This is a genomic window from Bacteroides sp. 51 (assembly GCF_010500965.1).
Lineage (GTDB): Bacteria > Bacteroidota > Bacteroidia > Bacteroidales > Bacteroidaceae > Bacteroides.
The window spans coordinates 1-21,086 of sequence record NZ_QVMI01000052.1; the positions used below are offsets into that span (position 1 = coordinate 1).

Consider the following 21,086-nt stretch of genomic DNA (forward strand, 5'->3'; position numbering starts at 1 on the left):
CTATAAGCAAGTTGTTTGAGCGTATTAAAAAATTAAATATTAATCAGGAGGATGAAAACCAGCTAACCATCTGGTAAGATTTCTCCGGACACTACTGATCAAGTTTCTCTAATCTTGACAAACATTCTGGGCAATATTCTAGTGAAAAGCTGCCCATAAAGTCTCTTGTTGCAATCGAGTTTTTAATTCCCCTTAATTTATTATTTAGCTCCTCAATGAATTCTTTAGAATCTTCTATTTCAAACTCAAGATACCTAACTCTGTCTTCTATTGTTTTTACTTTCTGTCTTTGAGTTATTGCTTCTTCATTTAGTATCTGAAATTCTAATTTTGTTTTTTGGGTATATCGGACGGACTTTTCTTCATTTTTCAATGATTCAATAAGTGTTTCTATATTTCTTATTTCTTGTTCCTTGTTCTCTATTTGCGTCAAAATATGGCTGGGAATTAAAAAATAAGGATTATCTATATATCTTTTAATTGCTTTTATTTCCTGTTCAACATTTCCTAATTCTTTGATAACCGCATCCTTTCTCTGTCTTTTTTCATAAAGATCTTGACTGTATACTCCTAATAATAATTCTGCAACAGTCTCCCTGGTTAGTACTGTATCAAAATGCTCATATAGAAAAAGGGAGCTAGTTGGGGATTCTTGATCAATATATAACAATCTTAAAATCTGATGCATAGTTATATTACTTTCTCCTTTGACGATAGGAATTTCTAAAGTGTCAAAGAGGACATTTGAGAAGCTTATGTTATTAGTATTAGTGCTAAAATTATATTTTTTCCATTGGTCATGTAATATCTCTTCATATTTACCCCAAAAAATGTACATCGGTTCTTGCGCATTTGCCCTCCCTTCCTCATTGAAGTTTAGTTCCCTTTTTAGCACCAATGTTGCTCCATTAGCTTCAATTTCAAGTAAAACTCGAGAGCATTGTTTTGCTTCTTTAACCCATTCGTTAAAAGCTCCTCCCAAAGCGTAAAAAAGAAAATGAGTTATGGTTGATTTCCCACTGCTATTTTTTCCGCGAATAATATTTACACCTTTATGGAATGTTTCTTCATAGGCTACTAAATTTTCCTTAGTATATATGATCATTCTATTGACAAATAGGTTATTGTGCATCATATTTATATTCAATGAGTGAGGTTTTTTCTTTGAGAATATTTAGTGACATTAAATAATAATGAGAAGTTAATAATTTAACGGCATTTGCTTCGTTTATGGATAATAGCTCATAAGTTGGAGAGTGTTTTTCTATCATTTCTGTGGAAATAGGGGTAACCTTTCCAGACGAAATGTAGTCTATATTTATGATCCCGTATGATGCAAGACTTTTTAGTGCTGCCATTTGATATGGTCTTATTTTTTCAAACATTTTACGATTGTCTAAAATCACTTCATATCTATTTTCTTTTTCACCTTTTGTGATAAATTTTTTTATGTAGTCTTTTATTTCTTTTTCATCTCTAGAGAATTTTATACGCTGCATTTCTAAAGGAAATAAAAGATAATAGTCCCATATTCGTAGTCTATCAACTTCTACAAACTCTCCACGTTTAAAATATGATAGAATCTGTACGATTCTATATGCTGCATGATACAGGTCAAATGCTTGATGATAAATAATCATATCCTCCATTTTATGTGACATCTTCCAGTTAAGAAATAGATCATACCCTCTATATCTTTATATGTTAATCCCATGACATCGCTACAGCCTTGCTCTAAGATTATAGTCATAATTGGATCAACAATTTCGGAAGAGATTATTTTTGAAATTTCATCTTGTGGATTTTTTTTCTTTAACAATGGGTAGATCAGATACCTAAATTTACTACATATAATTCCTAAAATATATGTATGTATCTCTTGTGCCGGTTCATATAATTGATATTTGTAAAGTTTTCTGGTGTATGCTTCTTTTAAAAAACTTGCATCTTCAAAAAGATAATCCAGATCACCTTCTTTTAGTTTTTGCTCTAAGCCAATTGTATCCCTCTCTGTCTGATAAAATTTTAGTTCCTCTGAGACACAATCAGTTTGTTCGCCGTTTTCAAATTTTTCTTTTAAAGCATCAAAAAGTACAGATAGTTTTGTTCTGCTTGCAGGATAATTGTGAATTTCAGATTTTAAGCTAACTGAATTGTCATCTCTTCCAACGACTTTTCCATTGCCAGTGATTCCAATATCTTTTATTGATGCCATTATTGCTAATCTCGTTTATTTACACTATTGTTATTGCCTTGTATTGAGTTATCATCACCTCCAATAATTTTTCCATTGCCTGTGATTGTTACATTCTTAATATTAGATTTGTTACTTCTTTTTCTACTATATGCAAATATTGCACCTCCTGCAACTCCTATTGCGACAATGCCTGTAATAATGATTTCGACTAAATTCATAATAAATAAAGAAATTTTAGTTTTAGCAAAAATAAAGAAAAAAAACTTTAGTCCAAAATTTTTAGTGTTTCAATAATATGGAATTACTATATATTTAATTTGAACTAGCAGTTGCTTCTAATTCAAAATTATGAGATGATGTAGAAGTAATTCGTGGTTTAGTAGGGTTAAAATCCGGTGAGTTATAAATAATGTACTTCACTTACTCTATACGCCCCCTCTCGTTGCTTGTATATAAAAGAGAATATATTTCCTCTTTTTTCCTAATTATTCACCCTAAAATTTATAAAAATGGAAGCTTTACAAGTAATTAACAACAGTGTAACCAAGCGTTTTGGTTATCTGAATGACTATGCTGAAACTGTGGAAGTGATAGAAGAACCTACAGTTAAAAAGGCCAATCACTTCATAGAAGCAAATACCATTGAAGTTGATTTGCAACATCTAAAGGCAGATTGTGTTGTGCCTACGTTTGCACGTGACAATGAACTAACCATTTCACATCCTACATTTATTGAAACGGTTTGGGATGCTGCAACTTCTTTCTTTTCTGGTGAATCAATAGATAAACCTAATATTCGTACATCTCACATTGTTAAAGGCAGAATTCCAGAAGCTATACACAAACCTGTGAATCAGTTGTTGGAATCTGATAAAACTATGTACTATGAAAGGATGATGTTCTGTTTTGAAGTTCCTACTATCTATGAAACCATTGAAGGAAACAAACTCACATTATCAATAGGAGGAGTAAGAGCCTATAATACAGAAAACCTTTACAGCAAGAAAGGTGCTGAACGATTTAAAGTGTTCATTGGCTTTAAAAATCAGGTGTGCTGTAATATGTGCGTAAATACTGACGGTTATTTATCCGATTTGAAAGTTATGAGCCATAATGATCTGTATTCTGCTGTGTTGGAGATGTTTAATCAGTATAACCCTGCTAAACACATACATTTGATGCAAACTCTTAAAGATTCTCATCTTACAGAGCACCAATTCTGCCAGTTATTAGGTAAAATGAGACTTTACCAGTGTCTACCACAGGGTTATCAGAAGAATCTACCTAGAATGTTAATAACTGACTCACAGATAAACAATGTTGCAAAGTCATATATAAGTGATGATAACTTTGGTTCTCTGGATAGTGATTTGAGCATGTGGAAGTTCTATAACCTGCTAACAGGTGCTAATAAGTCATCATACATTGATTCATTCCTAGATAGGTCGTTAAATGCTACAGAAATGGCAACAGGAATAAATGCTGCCTTGCACGGTGATGAGAAATACAAATGGTTTATTGATTGAATGTAAATCACAGTATTAACTATTTAAGAATATACAATTATGGGACATAAGATACATTTAGCAATTCTGTATGTACTATGCTTCTTCTTAATGTGTGCATGTTTTCCTTTTGGATTAGCTATGGTATGTGTAATTAAGGACGTAAAGCAAAGGCACTGGGAAGAATATGTTTCAGGTATGCATAGAAAGAAGTAATCACTAATATAGAAAGTGAATGCTATGCTAATAATCAGCAAGTTACGAATTCGTTCTGAAATCGGGTTTGCAAAAGCATTCACTTTCATTATAAACCTTATATAAATGAATATCATTATGAGTTTGAAATATACTAATACTACAGCCGATTTTTTAGACTGGAATGAGGCTATGAACTTAATTCGGAATCTATCCAGAGATGGAAATCATAAGATGAGCTTACTAATAGCTATAGGCTGTTTCTGGGGTTTACGAATCAGTGATATATTATATCTTAGATGGAATCAGATTCTTAATACGGATGAGTTCACCATTCAGGAACATAAGACGGGTAAAAATCGTACCATCCGAATCAATAACCAGTTGAAGAAGCATATAGCAGACTGCTATAAGCATATAAATCCTATAGGTTTGAATTCTCCTATTCTGATTAGTCAGATGGGGACTACCTACTCTATACAGCGTATTAATGTAATTCTGAAAGAGATTAAAGTAAAGTATAAACTGAATATAAAGAATATTAGCTGCCATTCTCTTAGAAAGACCTTTGGCAGACAGGTATATAATCAAAATTCAGAGAGTGCAGAGCTTGCTCTGGTTAAACTCATGGAATTGTTTAATCACTCATCCGTTTCAATCACTAAACGTTACTTAGGACTAAGAACGGAGGAACTACTACAGACTTACGAATCACTCTCTTTCTAAGATGATTTTTTGTTTAGGATTTTACTAATACGAACGCTTTTCTTAACTTTGCATTGATTCTAATCTACTATAGTGTTAGAGATTGGATGTCTACATTGTTAATAAGAGCGTTTATAATACCATTCCAGTTCTCAAACTTCGCAACTTTGGATACCTCTTGGAATGGTGGCAATAAGCGCTCACCTAGATGATATATCGTTACCTTTGGGTAAGCAATATACGTTTAGCGTGAGTGGCTGTTGCTTATCTAAGAGGTGGGCAATGCGAAGGCCTGAGAACTAGATAAGTGATAAGTTCTCACGCTTTTTTATTGTTTAACCGCTAATAACGAGGACTATTAGCAATAATACATACTCTCACGAAACAGATATACAGTTTACTAATCAGCGATTCTATTAATCAATGGAGTATGCAACTCATATTGTGTTCCTCATACTTCTATTCTATCATGTAGTCTTTATAAGGAACAAAAGACTATTTAAGTATCAATAACAAGATGAATAACTTAGATTATATAGCTAATTCGTTCGCCATTAGCAATTCAGTTAACAGATTTATTAAATTAATTAGAACAGTTTGTGGTCATGAACAGTTTTCAGGTTTTAGTCATGATTATTTCAGACAACTCTCATCAAATGAGAAGAAAATTGATATAGAAGATATTTATATTAATCGAGAATACAACTATGCTTTACTCTCCGTTTTCATTGCAACTTTTGTTAATAGACTGGTGCATGATAATAATATGGAGAGAAAGAGAAGCGAATATATTAATGAGATTATAAACGGAATATGTATTCCATATAATCTACAGAATGGCTATGATGATAAGGAGCTATTGCTTGCCCTAATCGAAGAAGAAAGACATATCTATGCAAATGTTGAAGAATCTATAAATGCAGGATATCATAAATATAGAATTGAATTCAAATTCTTATGAAAGTCATTGCAATAATTGCACTTATCGTGCTTATAATTTATATAAATAATATACGAGCAAAATGTCCACATTGTAAATCAAGAAATGTATCAGGAAAGTATCTTGATGATTCGATTCGATGTTATTGTCGAAGATGCAATGAATGTGGACAACAGTTTATAAACTAACTAACACATCATCATGGGATTATTTGACTTAAGAAAGAAACGATCTATTCAGAACAGTGCTTATAAAATAGGAGTTGGACTACAACAGCTAGAGCAAGAATGGAATAACAATGGAGTTGCTACTCCTATGCTTAACGGTCTAGCCATTGCATTGCAGAGAGAGGTTAGAGAGCTAGAGAAGCAACTTAAACCAAACGGTAGAACTGATTGGAGACTGTTCAACTCCTTACCTCTTGTTAGATGGTATGACGGCACCGATATCTCTTTTAGCTCATTTCATGGAAGATTAAATAATCGTGCAGACTTAGTGCGCCAACAGACTGGAATAGATTTCAGAATCTGGTTATAAATAGAGTGTGCAATAACAGTTCGTGCGTTCCTTGCACTTATATCTATTATCAATGCTTCTCTTAAGGAACAGGAGAGCGATTAAAACAAACGAAAAATGAAGAAAATTATTTTATTAACTGCCCTACTAGTCGGGATGGTTAGCTGTAGTAGTGACAAAGATGAAAGCGTAGTACGTACAATGGAAGCTGTTTGTGAAATTTTAGGAGATGATTATCTTATAAGTTTAACAAAAGTTGAAGTTGAGTTTGAAGTTGATGGACCGAATATGAAGAGAGTAGTATCCATTGACCCTGTATGGAATAGTAAATATAGACTCAAAGAGTTTGTTAGAGGTGGTACCTTTGAAGAGTCAATTAATAGGTATTTTACTAAGGATGAACTGGATTTTCCTGGAGAAGGGCCTTATTACGTTACTCATCAAGCTATAGGAACTATAAGTGATGGTTCTTCTACAAAAACTATAAGAATATCTTTAAGTATACACCAATAATTAAGCATACATCAATAGCTTCAACGTTAGAGCATCGGTGTATCTTTTATAAATAGGTATCAGGCGGATTATCCTGCTTGATACTTTTAACTGCTAAGATTAAATGAAATATATTATAAATGTAGTACTGTTATTAGTCGTATTATCTGCCTGCACAGGAAGTAAGCAATCTCTGGAAAGAACTTCTACTATAGATTCTACTCTACAGAGTAAGACTTACAGTATATTGAAAGATAAGCTATCTGAAATAGATGCTCTGTCTGGACTGGTTATAATAATGGAAACCAAAACGGGTGAGATTAAAGCTATGGTAGGACTGGAACGGAGAGACAGTGCAACTAATCAATCATGTAGTAATCTCACTTATAGGAGGGAAACTGGACTTATGCACCCGATTTCATTATTAACAGCTTTAGAATCGGGAAAAGCATCTATAAACGATACTGTAGATACAGGGAAAGGAGAATATCTAGTCTACGATGCAGCAATGAGAGACCACAACTGGCAACGTGGTGGATATGGTGAATTAACCTTAGAACAGGGAATAATGTTAAACTCCAATATTGCTACTATCAAAACCATAGAGAAGTTATATGGAGAAAATCCTCAAACTTACTTTGATGCCTTAGAAAGAATGAGCTATGGAAAGCCTGATAGTATATGTGGATTAACGGATATGAAGCCTGTAAACTTTGTAACCCCGAACCATAGTGCATGGAGTGATAAAGTGCTTATATGGTTCAGTATTGGTTATTATCAGCAGATTTCACCGATTCAGGTACTTACATTCTATAATGCTATCGCAAACGATGGAGTGATGGTACAGCCACAGCTATATAAAGATTTTATTAGGATTATTAATCCACAGATAGCTTCTAAGGAAAATATCACTTATATACAGCAAGTACTTGAAAAAACAGTATCAGACGGCTTGGGCAAGCCTGCCTACTCCGATAAGATGAAGGTTGGAGGTAATCCGGGTACAGTACATTTAGGAGCGGAGAACGGTATAGATATATACGGAATTGAATTCTGTGGTTATTTTCCTGCCGATAATCCAGAATATACTATGATTGTATCTATTAATAAGATTGGATTGCCTGCATCCGGTGGATTAATGGCAGGGGATGTGTTTAATAAGATTATTGATTTATTATACGATAATTAAATGGCTAAACAAGATTCCGGATTCAATAGTAAGCTGTTATATTGTACGTTTACTAATATTCAAGTTCTTGAAATGCCAGACAACCTTATGTAGTAAACCACCTGTTCCACAAAAACAACCATAGACAAAAAAACTTAAAGGCATTTGTTTTTATTTAAATAAGATTTGCAAATACCATTTGATTAACTACATTTGCTTTATATAAATCAATTGTAATACCAAGTCATTTTGGATGTGTATCTAGACTTATAAATAGATTACTATCTTCAAGAGGTTTATAGAAATGAAAAAGCACTGTTCCTAGCAGTGCTTTTTCATTTAGTAAAGGTGTAATTACACCAGTAATACCAAGTCATTTAGAATAATGAGTACTAGTCTGGTAATTTTCTCTTGTACTTCAATATCCATTCCAGTATTTGCAGCAGAACTAGAAGTATTTGCAGCAGAACCAGAATTAAAGATACTTTCTCCATATCGGACAAGTGTTTATTGATTAATACTACTTTTAGCTTCACTAATAGTTAGACAAGCCTTATCAGCCCACTAACTCTAGGGTGTCTCAAGCAAATATAGGAATCATTTTTTAACCTTACGCATTTTGAAAAAATTTACCCGGTTAATATTTGTAAACTATCTGTATATTAGCTTGTTGTGATTTCAAATTTAGTCTAATTTTAACATTTAGCAAACTCAATGGACTGTTTTTTTAGACAGATTTGACAAAAGTGCAACGCTATAGCTTTTACTTAATACTTAATAATCCAGTTGTTTTTCCTGCATATATTCATCATTTCTGGAAAATATATAAATCCATCTAAATTAGCTTCATAACTATAGAAGGAACAACAACTGGGGAAATAAGTATTACTTTCCCCCTATACTATCCCTACAAATGATATGATAATAGCTCTCGTTAATGTTGCTTTGATATTCCTATATACAAAAATATGCCTATTTGAGACAGTATTAAACAATAACTTTTACTATTTTTGTTTCTAAGTAAAGATTTAAAATCAAGTTTAGGAAAATCTTATATATCTTATGGGCAAAGATAAATTTTATACGGAACATGCACCTCAAATGCCATATAGCTCAACAAGAGAATGGACAACACTAAATCAAGTAAACCCTAAATTCAGCATTTCAATTAATGAAAATTGGGAGTGGACTCCAGGTATTGATATTTATGTTTGTGGAGAAATAGATTGCACCATACCCAAATCAACTGAATGGAGGAAATACAAACGTATTATTCCTGAAATATTTGAATCTTATTATAGCGATACATTAAGGTTTCTACAGAAGAACTTTTTAGAAGATGCTGAATATTTCATTCAGAAAGATCACAAATGGTATAGACTTTATGCATTTACTGATAATAAAAGTCTATCTCTATCAATAAATAACGGTCTTAAATATTTTAATTGCCAAATTGAAATAGAACCGGGACGAAAAGGGCGAAATACAGCTCGTAAAAAATATGATTCGATTGCAATTGAGACTTTTAAACAAGCATTTCAACTAACTATAGAATTTTGCTATGACAGAGATTCTTTTTTAATATTAAAAGATGACTATTTTAATCAAATCACACAATTATTAGAAGAGGAAAAACCTATATCTGGACTAATTCTTAATGCAGACATGCATTTTAATTCCATAAGGGAGCAATTGCAATCAAGAATTAAAGCTATTGAAAATCGAATGATATCTTTCGATGATGAGCCAAATAAGAGAAGTGAACTGCGAGGAGAATTGAATGGTCTTAGGTATTGTGTAAATATTTTAGACAAAAACAGATAATTAAGTCAATAAATCATTTATAAACTTTACATAGCCATATTTTTTAGCAATATCAAAGATTTCGTCATAAGAATATCCACCAAAGATATTTTCCTCAAAAAGTTCGTTATTTGCAGAAGTAATTTGGAAATCAGGTATTTCAGCTTTAATATCATCAGAAAGGCGACTTGGTAAATTGAATTTATCACAAAAAGTAACAACATTGTCATCCACAATGAAATAATATCTATGATTGCTTGATGTGTCAACCAATATATTTGTCTCCAAACCTATCTTCAATTTTACGTGAAGTAACTTTTTGTACATGCCATAACTGTAAATTCTCACAAACTCAATTAATTCATTACATACCTCTTTTTTTTCTTCAATAGATAAATCCCTGTTTATAATAGAATAATCAAAGTTTGCATTTAATTTATCTACAAGCAGAAAATTCTTAGTCTTCAAATCTAACATCATCATCTCAATTCGTTGTTTATCAGAATCAATGCTGATTTTTCTTTTGAGAAATTCATTCTCGTCAATATATTCCTTTAAAAACAAGTTATACAACTTATCTATTTGATTTTCAAAAGAATATACTTCTCTCATTAAATTTTCTATTCTTTCTTGATTAACAGCAATTTCAGATTTTATTTTATCTTTTTCTTCTAATGTTTTTTTCCTAAAGGTATTATACTCATATACATTTCTAATAGCTTCCCATATAAGTTTATCAGCTATTTCGACATTTAAAGCACCATTCTTACACCCCAATCGATTATTAGCATTTGCTCTAATATCCCCATCTCGGTATTCTTGTTTCTTATTATTATTACCAAGAACATAATATTTACCACATAAGCCACAGATCAACAATCCTCTCAATAAATTTGTTCTCTTAGAACTTTTATCTTGTCTACATGAATTTCTAGAAGCAACTTCTCTACATTTGTCAAATAGTTCTTTACTTATAATAGCTGGACTATCAAAATATCTAATCTGTTTTTTAACTGTTGAAGTCGTTTCTCGTTTACCTTTTCCATAATAAACTGTATTATTCAGTAACTGACTGATTGTGCCTTTTACCCATATAATATCTTTTCTTCCGCTTTTTAAAGGCACATTTTCAGCATTAAACATATCTGCAATATATTGAGTATCTTTCCCATCTTTATAAAGTTCAAAAGCAATCCTTATATATTTCGCTTCTTCTTCTTTAATATATAAATGCTTATTTTCAAGATAGTATCCAAAAGGTGCAATATTAGTATAAGATTTACCTTCGGCTAATGCCTTTTCTTTACCAGACAGCATTCTACTTTTAATGTTTTCAGCTTCCATTTGAGCAAAAACACCAAGAAGATAAAGATACATACCTGTTAACGGATTCAATTTTCCATCTTCCTCTAATGTTACAATATTTCTATCTTTGAAATAAATACAGATTTGCTTATCAGAGAATTCATTCACAAGGTTTATAAAGTCAATAGCTTTTCTAGCCAATCTTGAAATATCCCAAACAAATATAGTGTCTATATCATTTCTTGTAAGTTTGCGTAATTGAGTCAATTGTTCTCTTGTATCCATGCTTAACACAGCAGACCTTTTTTCCTCAAACACATATTTAATCTCATATCCTAAACTTTCAGCTAGGACTTTTAACTCTCTCTCCTGGCGATCATAGTTTTGATCCATAGTGGAAACTCTCAAATAGATTGCGGCCCTCTTCATATTATATATTATTCAAAGTAAATATTCTACAAATATAATTATTCTTTCAAATATATACAATAGTAATTTATATCAAAAAGAGCAAATGTGACTATCGAATAGAGAATGCTCCTACAGAAGAACAAATAGCTGCAATAGAGAATCGCGTAAACGAGATCATTCAGAGAAACATGATTGTATCCGCAGAATATGTAGATCGGGACAATATTCCTTCAAGTATAGACTTAAGCAAATTACCCGAAGATGTCAGCCAAACACTACGATTGGTATCCGTTGGCGATTATGATATATGTGCATGTATTGGCGAACATGTAGAGAATACTTCAGAAATTGGAACGTTTAAGATTCTTAGCCATGACTATGCCGACGGAAGGCTCAGATTAAGATTTAAACTTATTGACGCATAAAAGGCAGGCAGGTGTATGGTTTTTCATCGGATTATCAAAGAATATTAAAAGTTTATTCACTATATTAGCCGCCTATAAATGGCGTAACCCAGCGTTTGCCATCTAAATTTTGTATCATCAGATCATTATAGAGAATGAACTTATTCAAAAAATTAGCATTATCTGCATTTGTATTGCTGGTATCTCTCTATGCTAACGCTCAGTTTGTGGATTATGGAGCGGACCCTTCACATTACAAATGGAACATCGTACGTACAGAACATTACAATCTGATCTACCCACAAGGAAATGATTCTATGGCGCATCGCTATATTTCCCTTCTGGAAACTTCATACCCTCATATTGAGCGTACCATCGGGAAGCCATTCAAGAAGAAGAATCCTGTCATATTACATCCCGGCAATATGCTTTCCAATGGTATGGTGTCATGGGCTCCCCGCCGCATGGAAATCATTCCGACTCCTTCGTCCGACTTGTATGCGCAAAGCTGGGACAGGCAGCTCGTCATACACGAATCCCGCCATATTATGCAAACCGGAAAGTTAATGAGCGGGCTTTTCAGACCGTTCTATTATTTATTTGGTGAACAGACTCAGGGTGTAGCCGCACTTTTTGCTCCCAACTGGTTCTTTGAGGGAGATGCTGTTACTACGGAGACTGCTTTATCGAATAGCGGACGGGGACGGTTACCTGAATTTAACATGCTCTATCGTGCGCACCGGATAGATGGCAACTTCTACTCTTTCGATAAGTGGAACCTGGGATCATATCTGGATTATACCGGCACGTATTATGCTTTGGGATATAACCTCACTGCCTATGCCCGCCATCAATTCGGGGCGGATGTATGGGACAGAGTAACCAGTCGATACGTGAGCCGCATCGCCATCCCTCCTTTCGAACGTGCCGTAAAACATGTTACCGGGATTGGCAACAAGCAACTATTTGACCAAACGTTCTCTTTCCTCGAAAAAGAATGGAAGGAACAGGAACGCGCCTATCAGCAATCGGGTTTCAAGCCGGATTACATCTCCCAACCATACAAAAAGTATAATTCATATAAGTATCCTCAGGCGCTGAATGATTCCGTTACGCTTGCCGTCCGCTCTAATTTCAGGGATTTAACCGCTTTGGTTATGATTGAAAAAGGACAGGAAAAACAACTAACTTATCTGGGCAACATCAACAGTCCGATTATACTGAATAATAATAAGGTGTACTGGACTGAATATATTTCAGGTACACGTTGGGCGCATAAGAATCATTCGGTTCTTAAGTCTTACGATCTGGATAGCAAACGTATTTCTACCATTACTCCCCGCCAACGCTATCAGTCGCCCGCGATTGAACCCAGCGGTAAAACAGCAGCAGTTTCCGAGTTCTCTGTTTCAGGAGAAAACCATATTGTGCTGGTCGATACCGAAACCGGAAAAGAATATGCCCGCCATGCCGTTCCACGCAATGCTTTTGCCAAGGAACTGACTTATGCCGGTAATGGAAATGTGGTTGCTATTACTATTGATGACGAGGGTATACGGTTGCAACAGCTTAATACACAATCCGGCGAGTGGAAAGAACTTTTGGCTGCCACTTCGGCTAATATTACCTCGCCTACATGGAAGGATGGCAGGTTGTTCTTTGAATCGGGCCTTAACGGAACTAACAATATTTATGAATATAACCCTGCGAACTCAACGTATAGCCGCCTGACTACAGCACGTTTCGGGGCTTTCACTCCGTCTGTATCTGCCGATGGCAAGAAGTTGCTCTTCTCTGATTTTCAAACGAACGGATACCATCTGGCTTCCGTTTCTATGGATAATCTGAAGAAAGAACCGGCTAATTTTGCAGAACCACACCGTTTTGAATTGGCCGAAACTGTTGCAGAGCAAGAGCAATTTAATCTGGATACTGCCAAACTAAGGCAAGTTGAATTCAACCCCAAACGCTACCGCAAGGCCTTGCATTTATTTAAGATTCACAGTTGGGCGCCGGTCTACTACGACGTCACCGAGGTTATTAACCTTCAGACCGACGATTTCAGTACAATCGTTAAACCGGGTGCCATGGTTATATCGCAAAACTCGCTGAATACTGCCGTAGCACAGGCTGGTTGGTATTATAAAAAAGGATATCATCATGGAAAACTGGCGATGAGCTACACCGGCTGGTATCCTGTGATTGATGTGGAGGTTGATTATGGAGATAAGGCAATCAATGTTGAATGGAAAGAAAATGAAAATGGCGATCGTGTGGCGCAAGGCAGATGGACAGACCGTACTTACCTGGAAGCGGAAGCGCGTATGTATATCCCGTTCAACCTGACACATAATCACTGGACTCGTGGCTTCCAGCCATCGGCCACTTATTTCTATACCAACAGTAAGTATCAACAGTATGATAGTGGCAAATTCCGCGAGTTCCAATACTTACTATCGGAACTGCGATTCTATAATTACCGGAAGATGGCGAAACAGGATATCCTTCCGCGCTGGGGATTCCAGCTACGGCTCCAACACCTTTTTTCTCCATTTAATTCGGAAAACTATGGTAGTATCTATGCCGGTCGCTTAACGACTTACTTACCCGGACTGGTGCGTGGCGATGGTTTAATGCTTCGTTTTGCTTATCAATATCAGGATTTGGATAACAAGCATTTGTATCTTCCCAAACAGGTGCTAAATGAGCCTCGTGGTTATAATTACCTGTACAGTACTCACCAGATGGCAGGTCTACAAGCCGATTACTCATTCAAGTTGTTTAATCCGGACATCAGCCTCAGTTCGTTACTATACATTCAACGCATTCGTAGCAATGTGTTTTATGATTATTTCCGCAATGAAGCGGGTAAAAACCATCCCTGGACTACCCAAAGCTCATTCGGTGCCGATTTGATCATGGATTGTAACATTCTGCAAGCTAATTTCCCAATCTCTTTCGGAGGTAGAATTATCAAGCCGATAGATTATGGTAAGATACAGGTAGAGACTTTGTTTACAATTACCTTCTAAAAAAGCACCCAACTATTCTATATGTAAAACTTTAAATTAATGCATGCAAAAAACGTGTTTTTTGCATGCATTAATTTAAAGTTTTACACAGTTCTAATTATTCTTTCTATAGCTTATAACCGCCCATGTATTAAGCAGCACAGCAAAACCGATCAATGCCCAAAGCTGAACGGTGAGGTCTGAAAATCCGCCGCCTTTAAGATAAACAGTCCGCAGTACTTCTATCATGTATTTCAGCGGATTGAATATGGTAATGACCTGTGCCCACTGCGGCATACTGGCAATCGGAGTAAACAACCCGCTCATAAGCATAAGGATAATAAGGCAGAAGAACATGACGAACATGGCTTGCTGCATGGTAGCCGAACTGTTCGAGATCACCAGTCCAAGTCCGGACACAGCTAAAATAAATATAGCGGCATAGGTATAAATAACGATCAAGTGCCCCACCGGGAATATACCGTAAAACAACCAGGCCAATCCAAAACAAATGGTCAGAACAACGAATCCTACAACCCAGTAGGGCAATAGTTTGGCCAGAATAAAGGTAAATTTGCCTACAGGTGTAACATTGATTTGTTCGATGGTTCCTTTCTCTTTCTCGCCAACGATGTTTAGCGCAGGCAGGAAACCGCAGAGCAGGGTCAACAGCATCACCATCAAAGCCGGTACTATAAACAATTTATAATTCAGGTTGGGGTTGTATAAGTTGACGGTTGATAGTTGACAGCTGACAGTTGGTTGCTGAGAACTCATCGCCCGATAGGAAGGAATAGTCTGTTCGGCACGCAACTCCATGCCGTATTCATTAATAATGGTCGATAGATAGGAGCTACCCAAACTCCCTTTTGTTCCGTTGACTGTATTTGCCGATAATAATATGCGCCCTGTTTCTCCCCGCATCAGGTTCCGTTCAAAATCAGGGGTTATCTCCATAATAACATCTGCTGTGCCTTCTTCTACAGATTTCATCGCTTCATCATACGAAGCAGAGATTCCATTCAATTTGAAATAACCGGATGCAGCAATCTTGTGTACCAATCGTTCGGATATAGGCGAATGGTCGTTATCAACAATATTGAGATACACATTCTTCACCTCCATATTAGCCGCCCACGGTAAGAGTATCATCATAAAGACGGGAAATATGAATATCAGCTTGGGCAGAAATGCATTGCGGAAAAGCTGCTTGAATTCTTTTTCTATCAGGAACTTTAACATAGTTTTACTCCAATCTGTTTTTGAACATTTTAAGACTGACACTAACCAATACCACCGCCATGAGGGCCAATACCGCAACTTCTTTACCAACCAGTGTAATATCCACCCCTTGTATCATAATACGTTTCACGAGGTCGATATACCATCGCGCCGGAATAATAGCAGAGATCCATTGCAGGACGGACGGCATGCTTTCAATCGGGAATATCATTCCGGAAAGCAATATGGTAGGCATCATCAGTATCAACCCGGAACCCAGCATGGCGGCCACCTGCGTTTGGGCAATGGACGAGATCAATACGCCCAGAGCCAGTGCCACAAATATAAACAGGAGGGATACGGCAATCAGCCAGAACAGACTTCCGACAATCGGTACGTCCAACACAAAAAACGACAACAGTAAAATAGTCACCAGATTGACGAAAGAAAGTACAAAATAAGGAACAACCTTCGACAGAATGATAAAGATAGGCCGAACCGGCGATACAAGCAGGACTTCCATCGTTCCCATCTCTTTTTCGCGGACAATAGATATAGAAGTCATCATGGCACAAATAAGCATCATGATCAACCCCATTACTCCGGGCACAAAATTATATGCACTCTTCATCTGCGGATTATAAAGCAACTTTATATCGATACTGATCTCTCCGGATGCGGATTGCGAGTTTACTGCACTTCCACCCTGCTCCTCCTGAATAGCCGCACGGATGGTTTGCGCTGCATAATTGGACTGTGTGGTGGCCATGTTCGGGTCGGTAGCATCGGATACGAGCTGAATACCGGCCTCTCCCGTATACAGGTTATCCGAGAATCGTTCGCTGAATACCATAGCCATATCTATCTTTCCGGAACGAAACAGTTCTTCCATTTCGGCAGGCGAGTGTAAGGTGTACGTAACGGTAAAATACTCGCTGGCATCCAGACGATCTATAATGCGGCGGGTCACCATGTCTTGCGAAGGATCAAGAACCGCCACCCTCACGTTCTTCACTTCCGTACTGATGGCAAACCCAAAGAGTATGATTTCTACGATGGGCATAATCAGCAAGATCAATATCGTTCGCCGGTCACGGAAAATATGATAGAATTCTTTTCTTACAAATGCGATGAACTGTTTCATACTTAATCGGCATTACGTGTGGCTTTGCGGGCGAGTTGTTGAAAGACTCCGTCCATAGTTGGGCTATGAAACTGTTGTTTCAGGTTATGTGGCGTATCGAGGGCTTCTATTTTACCATCTACCATAATCGAAACGCGGTTACAGTATTCGGCTTCGTCCATATAATGGGTGGTGACGAAGACGGTAATCCCCCGGTCGGCAGCCTGATAAATCATTTCCCAGAACTGACGGCGCGTGGCAGGGTCTACCCCACCTGTCGGCTCATCCAGAAATACGATCTTGGGGTCGTGAAAGATGGCAACGGAAAATGCCAACTTCTGCTTCCAACCCAATGGCAGTTGGCTGACAAGGGTGTTGCGCTCGTCGGTAAACTCCAGGCGTTTTAGCAACTCGTCTGTTTTCCCGGCAATTTCTTTATCTTTCATTCCGTATATCCCGGCAAACAAGCGGATGTTTTCCCAGACTTTCAGATCATCGTATAACGAGAACTTCTGGCTCATATACCCGATATGCTTCTTCACCTCTTCGGATTGTTTGTATATGTCGTATCCAGCCACCATCCCTTTACCGGAAGTGGGTTTGCTTAACCCGCAAAGCATACGCATGGCGGTGGTTTTTCCTGCACCGTTTGCACCAAGAAAGCCGAATATCTCGCCTTGCTTTACTTCAAAGGAGATATGATCGACTGCCGTAAAACTGCCGAACTTCTTGGTTAATTGATTGGTTTGTATAACTGTATTGTTCATATTAAGCCAATTGCATATAACAATCTTCAATAGATGCCTCAATCGGTGTTATCTCTACTTCTTTATAGCACTTAGCGGTTAAATACTTTTTCAGTTCGTCCATTGTTAATTCCTTCTCTACAGTAATATGATGCACATCGCCGAAAGCAAAACAGTTTTTTACTTGCGGATGGTTACGAAGATCTATCAATAAATGAAACATATTATCGCCCGATACCGCCCACAGAATCTCACTGAATTGCTCTACAATATGATGCGGAGTATCTATTTTCAGGAATTCTCCTTCGCGTATCAAAGCAATACGGTCGCAAAGCGTAGCCTCATCCATATAAGGAGTAGATACCAAAATGGTTATTCCTTGTTCTTTTAACCGTTTCAACATTTCCCAAAACTCTTTACGTGATACAGGATCAACACCGGTAGTGGGTTCATCCAGGAAAAGAACCGTAGGTTTATGAATCAACGCGCAACTTAGTGCCAGTTTTTGTTTCATTCCGCCCGAAAGCGCTCCTGCCCTTCTTGTTTTGAAAGGTTCGATTTGCTGATAAATATCCTTAACGAGTTCGTAGTTTTCTTCTACGGTAGTATAAAAAACAGTAGCAAAGAAAGTCAGGTTCTCTTCTACGGTGAGGTCTTGATAAAGGGAAAATCGTCCGGGCATATACCCTACTTTTGTACGAATCTCCTTAAAGTCTTTAACCACATCAAGTCCTGCTACTTCTGCTGTTCCGGCATCGGCCAACAACAAGGTGGTCAGGATACGGAACAACGTACTCTTCCCCGCACCATCCGGACCGATAATCCCAAACAGTTCGCCTTCGGAAACAGAGAAACTGACTCCGCGCAAAGCTTCAACCTTGCCATAGCTTTTCTTTATATCATCTACCCGAACCGCCTGTTTCATTGAGCTAGTTTTACGCCACCGTACATACCGATCTTCAAATATCCGTCATTCTTAACGGCTATTTTCATGGCGTATACCAGGTTGGCACGTTCATCTTTGGTTAATATGGTTTTAGGAGTAAACTCCGACCGATCCGAAATCCAGGTAATAACTCCCGGATATTCCGTACGTTTATCAGCGCCATAATCGGCAATAACAGTGACTTTATCGCCTACTTTCACCTGCGACAATTGCTCGGAAGTGATATAAGCACGCAGAAACAGGTTTTCAGTATCCGCTATTTTAAACAGTGGCTTACCGGTACTTGCCAACTCTCCGGCTTCCATATATTTGGCTAAAACTGTTCCGCTGATAGGTGCTGTGATGTAACACTTCATCAATTGATCCAATAGTTGCGCCACCTGTATATCTAATGCAGAACTTTGTTCGGTTAAGCTACGGGTACTGATATTCAGTGAAGACATTTGCGCCGTTAACTGCCTGTTGTACAAAGCGATTTCAGCATTTATATCATCCAGTTGCTTTTCGTTGGCAGCTCCTGCTTTCAACAAGTTCTCTATTCTTCGTTTTTCGCGCTCGGCAGTTGCTATCTGTTGTTTTATAGCGGCAATCTGTTTATCAAACTCAGGCACCTGACTTTTTACAGACTTCATATTGGCTTCCTGCTGACGCTTCATTAATGAAAGCTGTACCGTGTCGATTATACCCACCTGTGCACCAGCCCGCAACACACTACCTTCTTCCACATCAAAACGAAGAATCTTTCCCGATGCCTCGGCGGATACGGTTACTTCCGTAGCTTCAAATGTCCCCGTAGCATCATAGTGATTATTGTTTGATCCACAGGCGGATAGCAACAATACACTTAAGCATATCCCCAAATAAACTCGTTTCATATCGTTAATTATTCGTTGTATATTTCCATTGATAAATATTCATAAGCAACTGCACTTCGTGCATGGCTTTAATCTGCCGGGCAAGGCTTTCAGCAGTTATTTCACGCAGCATATCGGTAACGGTCAGCGTTCCATTAGCAACCTTTGCCTCAGCAGCTTTCCGGATATTCGTACGCAATGCAATTATTTCGTCATCCTCGCGCATCAACGCTTTAACAGATTGTATCGCACTATTGTCCTGAGTGGCCTGCAAACGGGTATTGAATAAGAATACCTCACGGTTACTTTGCAGCTTACGACGATTGTTTTCTATCACCCGCTTATCATTACGCAAGGTGTACAACGCTCCGAAATTCCAACTTAACCGGACGCCTGCCACATAGAACGGACTAAATTCATTTTTCAGCATATTCAGTCCCGGATTGCCGTAAGCTCCTTGTACAAACAATCCCAGGTTGGGACGGTTACGGACACGCAGGCTGCTTTCGGATGCATCAAGGCTCTCGCGTTGAGCATCGAACCATAGCAACTCGGGGCGATTGATTTCATTTGCCAAAGTCACCTCCGTAGTTACAGGTTTCAGGAATTTTGTTTCACGATTGATTTCTTCTCCGATCAACAAGGAGAGCATCTGCAAATATGCCCCACGCGAAGTAAGCAGTTCTGTTTCCGATTGCCGGGTATTCAGCTGTTCTACCCTAACAGCGTCTAAGTCGGATTGATTGGCTACGCCATTAGCCATATATGCCGAAACTTGCTGGTAGCTTCTTTGCAGGTCTTCCTGTAAGAATTTGTTTTGTTTCAGACTTTCGTCCAGCATCAAGATACCAAAATAAACCTGGTTGACGCGGTCATTCAAGGCATACATATCTACATTCAGCTGCTCGCGGTCAACGTCAGATGTGGCTTTCACCTGCTTTCTTTTATAATGTATCTCTCCACCATCCCAGATTTTCTGGTTCAGCTCGAGCATGACCTGATACTGATCTTTCGAAAGACCTTTGATAGATACACCGGGAATCTCTACGGGAAGTTCTGTTACATCACTCTGATAAGTGGCTTTACCTGTCAACGAGAATTGAGGTAAATACCCTTTCGAAGCATTACCCAGATTGTATTCTTTTGTCTTTTCAACAAGATCGTATTGTACAATAAGAGGATAATTGGCTTGTGCTTTCTGCCGGCACTCTTCTAAGGTGATTTGCTGGGCAACACCCCATTGCAAAACAAGCGTTGAAAGCATAGTGAAGATAATTCGTTTCATACTGTTTTATGTCATTAATATCACATGGGACAAAGATATAGACATAAAACACGTAAATACTCTCCATTTGTTCACACTTATGTTCCAATAGTTTTATTTTTATGATTTTGATTGTTTTTGTAGGGTATGAGTGTTTTTGTATAGTTTTGATTGTTTCTGATTGGTTTTGAGTATTTGGGGTTGGTTTTACGTTATTTCAACCATCCACCCCCTGCCCCCGCCAGCGGGGGATAGGCTGCGCTACACAGTGTCTCCGCAA

19 protein-coding genes and 1 pseudogene are annotated in these 21,086 nt (G+C 37.4%); 9 read left to right on the forward strand and 11 right to left on the reverse strand.

Annotated features, from left to right (window positions below):
• Positions 1–91: 91 nt before the first annotated feature.
• The 4 genes from D0T87_RS22585 to D0T87_RS22600 are packed head-to-tail and all read right to left on the reverse strand — an operon-like array spanning position 92 to position 2,415.
• Positions 92–1,147 (reverse strand): ATP-binding protein, encoded by a 1,056-nt coding sequence (locus D0T87_RS22585; RefSeq protein ID WP_239063853.1) that lies wholly within the window; start codon positions 1,145–1,147, stop codon positions 92–94.
• Complete coding sequence (locus D0T87_RS22590; RefSeq protein ID WP_163178268.1) at positions 1,122–1,640, reverse strand: ABC-three component system middle component 5; 519 nt, start codon at positions 1,638–1,640, stop codon at positions 1,122–1,124. Before D0T87_RS22590 ends, D0T87_RS22585 begins: the two co-directional genes overlap by 26 nt.
• Entirely contained in the window at positions 1,637–2,215 is a 579-nt protein-coding gene (locus tag D0T87_RS22595) for an ABC-three component system protein (RefSeq protein WP_203558768.1), read from the reverse strand. Before D0T87_RS22595 ends, D0T87_RS22590 begins: the two co-directional genes overlap by 4 nt.
• A 5-nt stretch (positions 2,216–2,220) precedes the next feature.
• On the reverse strand, positions 2,221–2,415 hold the full coding sequence (locus D0T87_RS22600) for a hypothetical protein (RefSeq protein ID WP_163178270.1): 195 nt from the start codon (positions 2,413–2,415) through the stop codon (positions 2,221–2,223).
• Positions 2,416–2,706: 291 nt separating this feature from the next.
• On the opposite strand from D0T87_RS22600, the gene D0T87_RS22605 reads away from it, so the two are divergent.
• The 7 genes from D0T87_RS22605 to D0T87_RS22635 all read left to right on the forward strand — a co-directional run bounded on the left by D0T87_RS22605 (position 2,707) and on the right by D0T87_RS22635 (position 9,542).
• Positions 2,707–3,723 carry a DUF3871 family protein gene (locus D0T87_RS22605; RefSeq protein WP_163178272.1) on the forward strand — a complete coding sequence of 339 codons (1,017 nt, stop codon included), beginning with the start codon at positions 2,707–2,709 and terminating at the stop codon, positions 3,721–3,723.
• Positions 3,724–4,035: 312 nt separating this feature from the next.
• Positions 4,036–4,623: a tyrosine-type recombinase/integrase gene (locus D0T87_RS22610; RefSeq protein ID WP_163178322.1), complete on the forward strand. Its 588-nt coding sequence runs from the start codon at positions 4,036–4,038 to the stop codon at positions 4,621–4,623.
• A gap of 496 nt (positions 4,624–5,119) precedes the next feature.
• Positions 5,120–5,563 (forward strand): hypothetical protein, encoded by a 444-nt coding sequence (locus tag D0T87_RS22615; RefSeq protein WP_163178274.1) that lies wholly within the window; start codon positions 5,120–5,122, stop codon positions 5,561–5,563.
• Positions 5,564–5,743: 180 nt separating this feature from the next.
• Positions 5,744–6,079: a hypothetical protein gene (locus D0T87_RS22620; protein ID WP_163178276.1), complete on the forward strand. Its 336-nt coding sequence runs from the start codon at positions 5,744–5,746 to the stop codon at positions 6,077–6,079.
• Between the two features lie 96 nt (positions 6,080–6,175).
• A complete protein-coding gene (locus D0T87_RS22625) occupies positions 6,176–6,571 on the forward strand; it encodes a hypothetical protein (RefSeq protein ID WP_163178278.1) in 396 nt (131 codons plus the stop codon).
• Between the two features lie 103 nt (positions 6,572–6,674).
• A complete protein-coding gene (locus tag D0T87_RS22630; RefSeq protein ID WP_163178280.1) occupies positions 6,675–7,739 on the forward strand; it encodes a penicillin-binding transpeptidase domain-containing protein in 1,065 nt (354 codons plus the stop codon).
• 1,041 nt (positions 7,740–8,780) lie between these two features.
• Positions 8,781–9,542, forward strand: a complete 762-nt coding sequence (locus tag D0T87_RS22635) for a hypothetical protein (protein ID WP_163178282.1) — start codon at positions 8,781–8,783, stop codon at positions 9,540–9,542.
• Here the strand turns inward: D0T87_RS22635 and D0T87_RS22640 are convergent, their stop codons facing one another.
• The gene (locus tag D0T87_RS22640; RefSeq protein ID WP_255495879.1) at positions 9,543–11,255 is read right to left on the reverse strand and encodes a recombinase family protein; all 1,713 of its coding nucleotides are present in this window, start codon (positions 11,253–11,255) and stop codon (positions 9,543–9,545) included. It abuts the gene before it with no gap.
• 74 nt (positions 11,256–11,329) lie between these two features.
• Between D0T87_RS22640 and D0T87_RS22645 the strand changes: the two are divergent.
• Together D0T87_RS22645 and D0T87_RS22650 are read left to right on the forward strand one after the other, a co-directional pair.
• Positions 11,330–11,662 (forward strand): annotated as a pseudogene (locus tag D0T87_RS22645) (hypothetical protein); the annotation flags it as partial.
• Positions 11,663–11,796: 134 nt separating this feature from the next.
• Positions 11,797–14,673 carry a PD40 domain-containing protein gene (locus D0T87_RS22650; protein WP_163178286.1) on the forward strand — a complete coding sequence of 959 codons (2,877 nt, stop codon included), beginning with the start codon at positions 11,797–11,799 and terminating at the stop codon, positions 14,671–14,673.
• A gap of 93 nt (positions 14,674–14,766) precedes the next feature.
• Here the strand turns inward: D0T87_RS22650 and D0T87_RS22655 are convergent, their stop codons facing one another.
• The 6 genes from D0T87_RS22655 to D0T87_RS22680 are packed head-to-tail and all read right to left on the reverse strand — an operon-like array spanning position 14,767 to position 20,827.
• The gene (locus D0T87_RS22655; RefSeq protein ID WP_163178288.1) at positions 14,767–15,894 is read right to left on the reverse strand and encodes an ABC transporter permease; all 1,128 of its coding nucleotides are present in this window, start codon (positions 15,892–15,894) and stop codon (positions 14,767–14,769) included.
• A 4-nt stretch (positions 15,895–15,898) separates the two neighbouring features.
• Positions 15,899–17,017 (reverse strand): ABC transporter permease, encoded by a 1,119-nt coding sequence (locus D0T87_RS22660; RefSeq protein ID WP_163178290.1) that lies wholly within the window; start codon positions 17,015–17,017, stop codon positions 15,899–15,901.
• 2 nt (positions 17,018–17,019) lie between these two features.
• A complete protein-coding gene (locus D0T87_RS22665; protein ID WP_163178293.1) occupies positions 17,020–17,763 on the reverse strand; it encodes an ABC transporter ATP-binding protein in 744 nt (247 codons plus the stop codon).
• Between the two features lies 1 nt (position 17,764).
• Positions 17,765–18,667 carry an ABC transporter ATP-binding protein gene (locus D0T87_RS22670; protein WP_163178295.1) on the reverse strand — a complete coding sequence of 301 codons (903 nt, stop codon included), beginning with the start codon at positions 18,665–18,667 and terminating at the stop codon, positions 17,765–17,767.
• Complete coding sequence (locus D0T87_RS22675) at positions 18,664–19,563, reverse strand: HlyD family secretion protein (protein WP_163178297.1); 900 nt, start codon at positions 19,561–19,563, stop codon at positions 18,664–18,666. Before D0T87_RS22675 ends, D0T87_RS22670 begins: the two co-directional genes overlap by 4 nt.
• Before the next feature lie 4 nt (positions 19,564–19,567).
• A complete protein-coding gene (locus D0T87_RS22680) occupies positions 19,568–20,827 on the reverse strand; it encodes a TolC family protein (RefSeq protein ID WP_163178299.1) in 1,260 nt (419 codons plus the stop codon).
• Between the last annotated feature and the right edge of the window lie 259 nt (positions 20,828–21,086).

Excerpts from the sequence above, each read along its gene's own strand:
- D0T87_RS22670 (WP_163178295.1), bottom strand. The coding sequence starts at position 18,667 with ATGAAACAGGCGGTTCGGGTAGATGATATAAAGAAAAGCTATGGCAAG.
- D0T87_RS22660 (WP_163178290.1), bottom strand. The coding sequence starts at position 17,017 with ATGAAACAGTTCATCGCATTTGTAAGAAAAGAATTCTATCATATTTTC.
- D0T87_RS22635 (WP_163178282.1), top strand. The coding sequence starts at position 8,781 with ATGGGCAAAGATAAATTTTATACGGAACATGCACCTCAAATGCCATAT.
- D0T87_RS22620 (WP_163178276.1), top strand. The coding sequence starts at position 5,744 with ATGGGATTATTTGACTTAAGAAAGAAACGATCTATTCAGAACAGTGCT.
- D0T87_RS22595 (WP_203558768.1), bottom strand. The coding sequence starts at position 2,215 with ATGGCATCAATAAAAGATATTGGAATCACTGGCAATGGAAAAGTCGTT.
- D0T87_RS22600 (WP_163178270.1), bottom strand. The coding sequence starts at position 2,415 with ATGAATTTAGTCGAAATCATTATTACAGGCATTGTCGCAATAGGAGTT.
- D0T87_RS22640 (WP_255495879.1), bottom strand. The coding sequence starts at position 11,255 with ATGAAGAGGGCCGCAATCTATTTGAGAGTTTCCACTATGGATCAAAAC.
- D0T87_RS22625 (WP_163178278.1), top strand. The coding sequence starts at position 6,176 with ATGAAGAAAATTATTTTATTAACTGCCCTACTAGTCGGGATGGTTAGC.
- D0T87_RS22675 (WP_163178297.1), bottom strand. The coding sequence starts at position 19,563 with ATGAAACGAGTTTATTTGGGGATATGCTTAAGTGTATTGTTGCTATCC.
- D0T87_RS22610 (WP_163178322.1), top strand. The coding sequence starts at position 4,036 with ATGAGTTTGAAATATACTAATACTACAGCCGATTTTTTAGACTGGAAT.
- D0T87_RS22655 (WP_163178288.1), bottom strand. The coding sequence starts at position 15,894 with ATGTTAAAGTTCCTGATAGAAAAAGAATTCAAGCAGCTTTTCCGCAAT.
- D0T87_RS22665 (WP_163178293.1), bottom strand. The coding sequence starts at position 17,763 with ATGAACAATACAGTTATACAAACCAATCAATTAACCAAGAAGTTCGGC.
- D0T87_RS22650 (WP_163178286.1), top strand. The coding sequence starts at position 11,797 with ATGAACTTATTCAAAAAATTAGCATTATCTGCATTTGTATTGCTGGTA.
- D0T87_RS22615 (WP_163178274.1), top strand. The coding sequence starts at position 5,120 with ATGAATAACTTAGATTATATAGCTAATTCGTTCGCCATTAGCAATTCA.
- D0T87_RS22630 (WP_163178280.1), top strand. The coding sequence starts at position 6,675 with ATGAAATATATTATAAATGTAGTACTGTTATTAGTCGTATTATCTGCC.
- D0T87_RS22605 (WP_163178272.1), top strand. The coding sequence starts at position 2,707 with ATGGAAGCTTTACAAGTAATTAACAACAGTGTAACCAAGCGTTTTGGT.
- D0T87_RS22680 (WP_163178299.1), bottom strand. The coding sequence starts at position 20,827 with ATGAAACGAATTATCTTCACTATGCTTTCAACGCTTGTTTTGCAATGG.
- D0T87_RS22590 (WP_163178268.1), bottom strand. The coding sequence starts at position 1,640 with ATGATTATTTATCATCAAGCATTTGACCTGTATCATGCAGCATATAGA.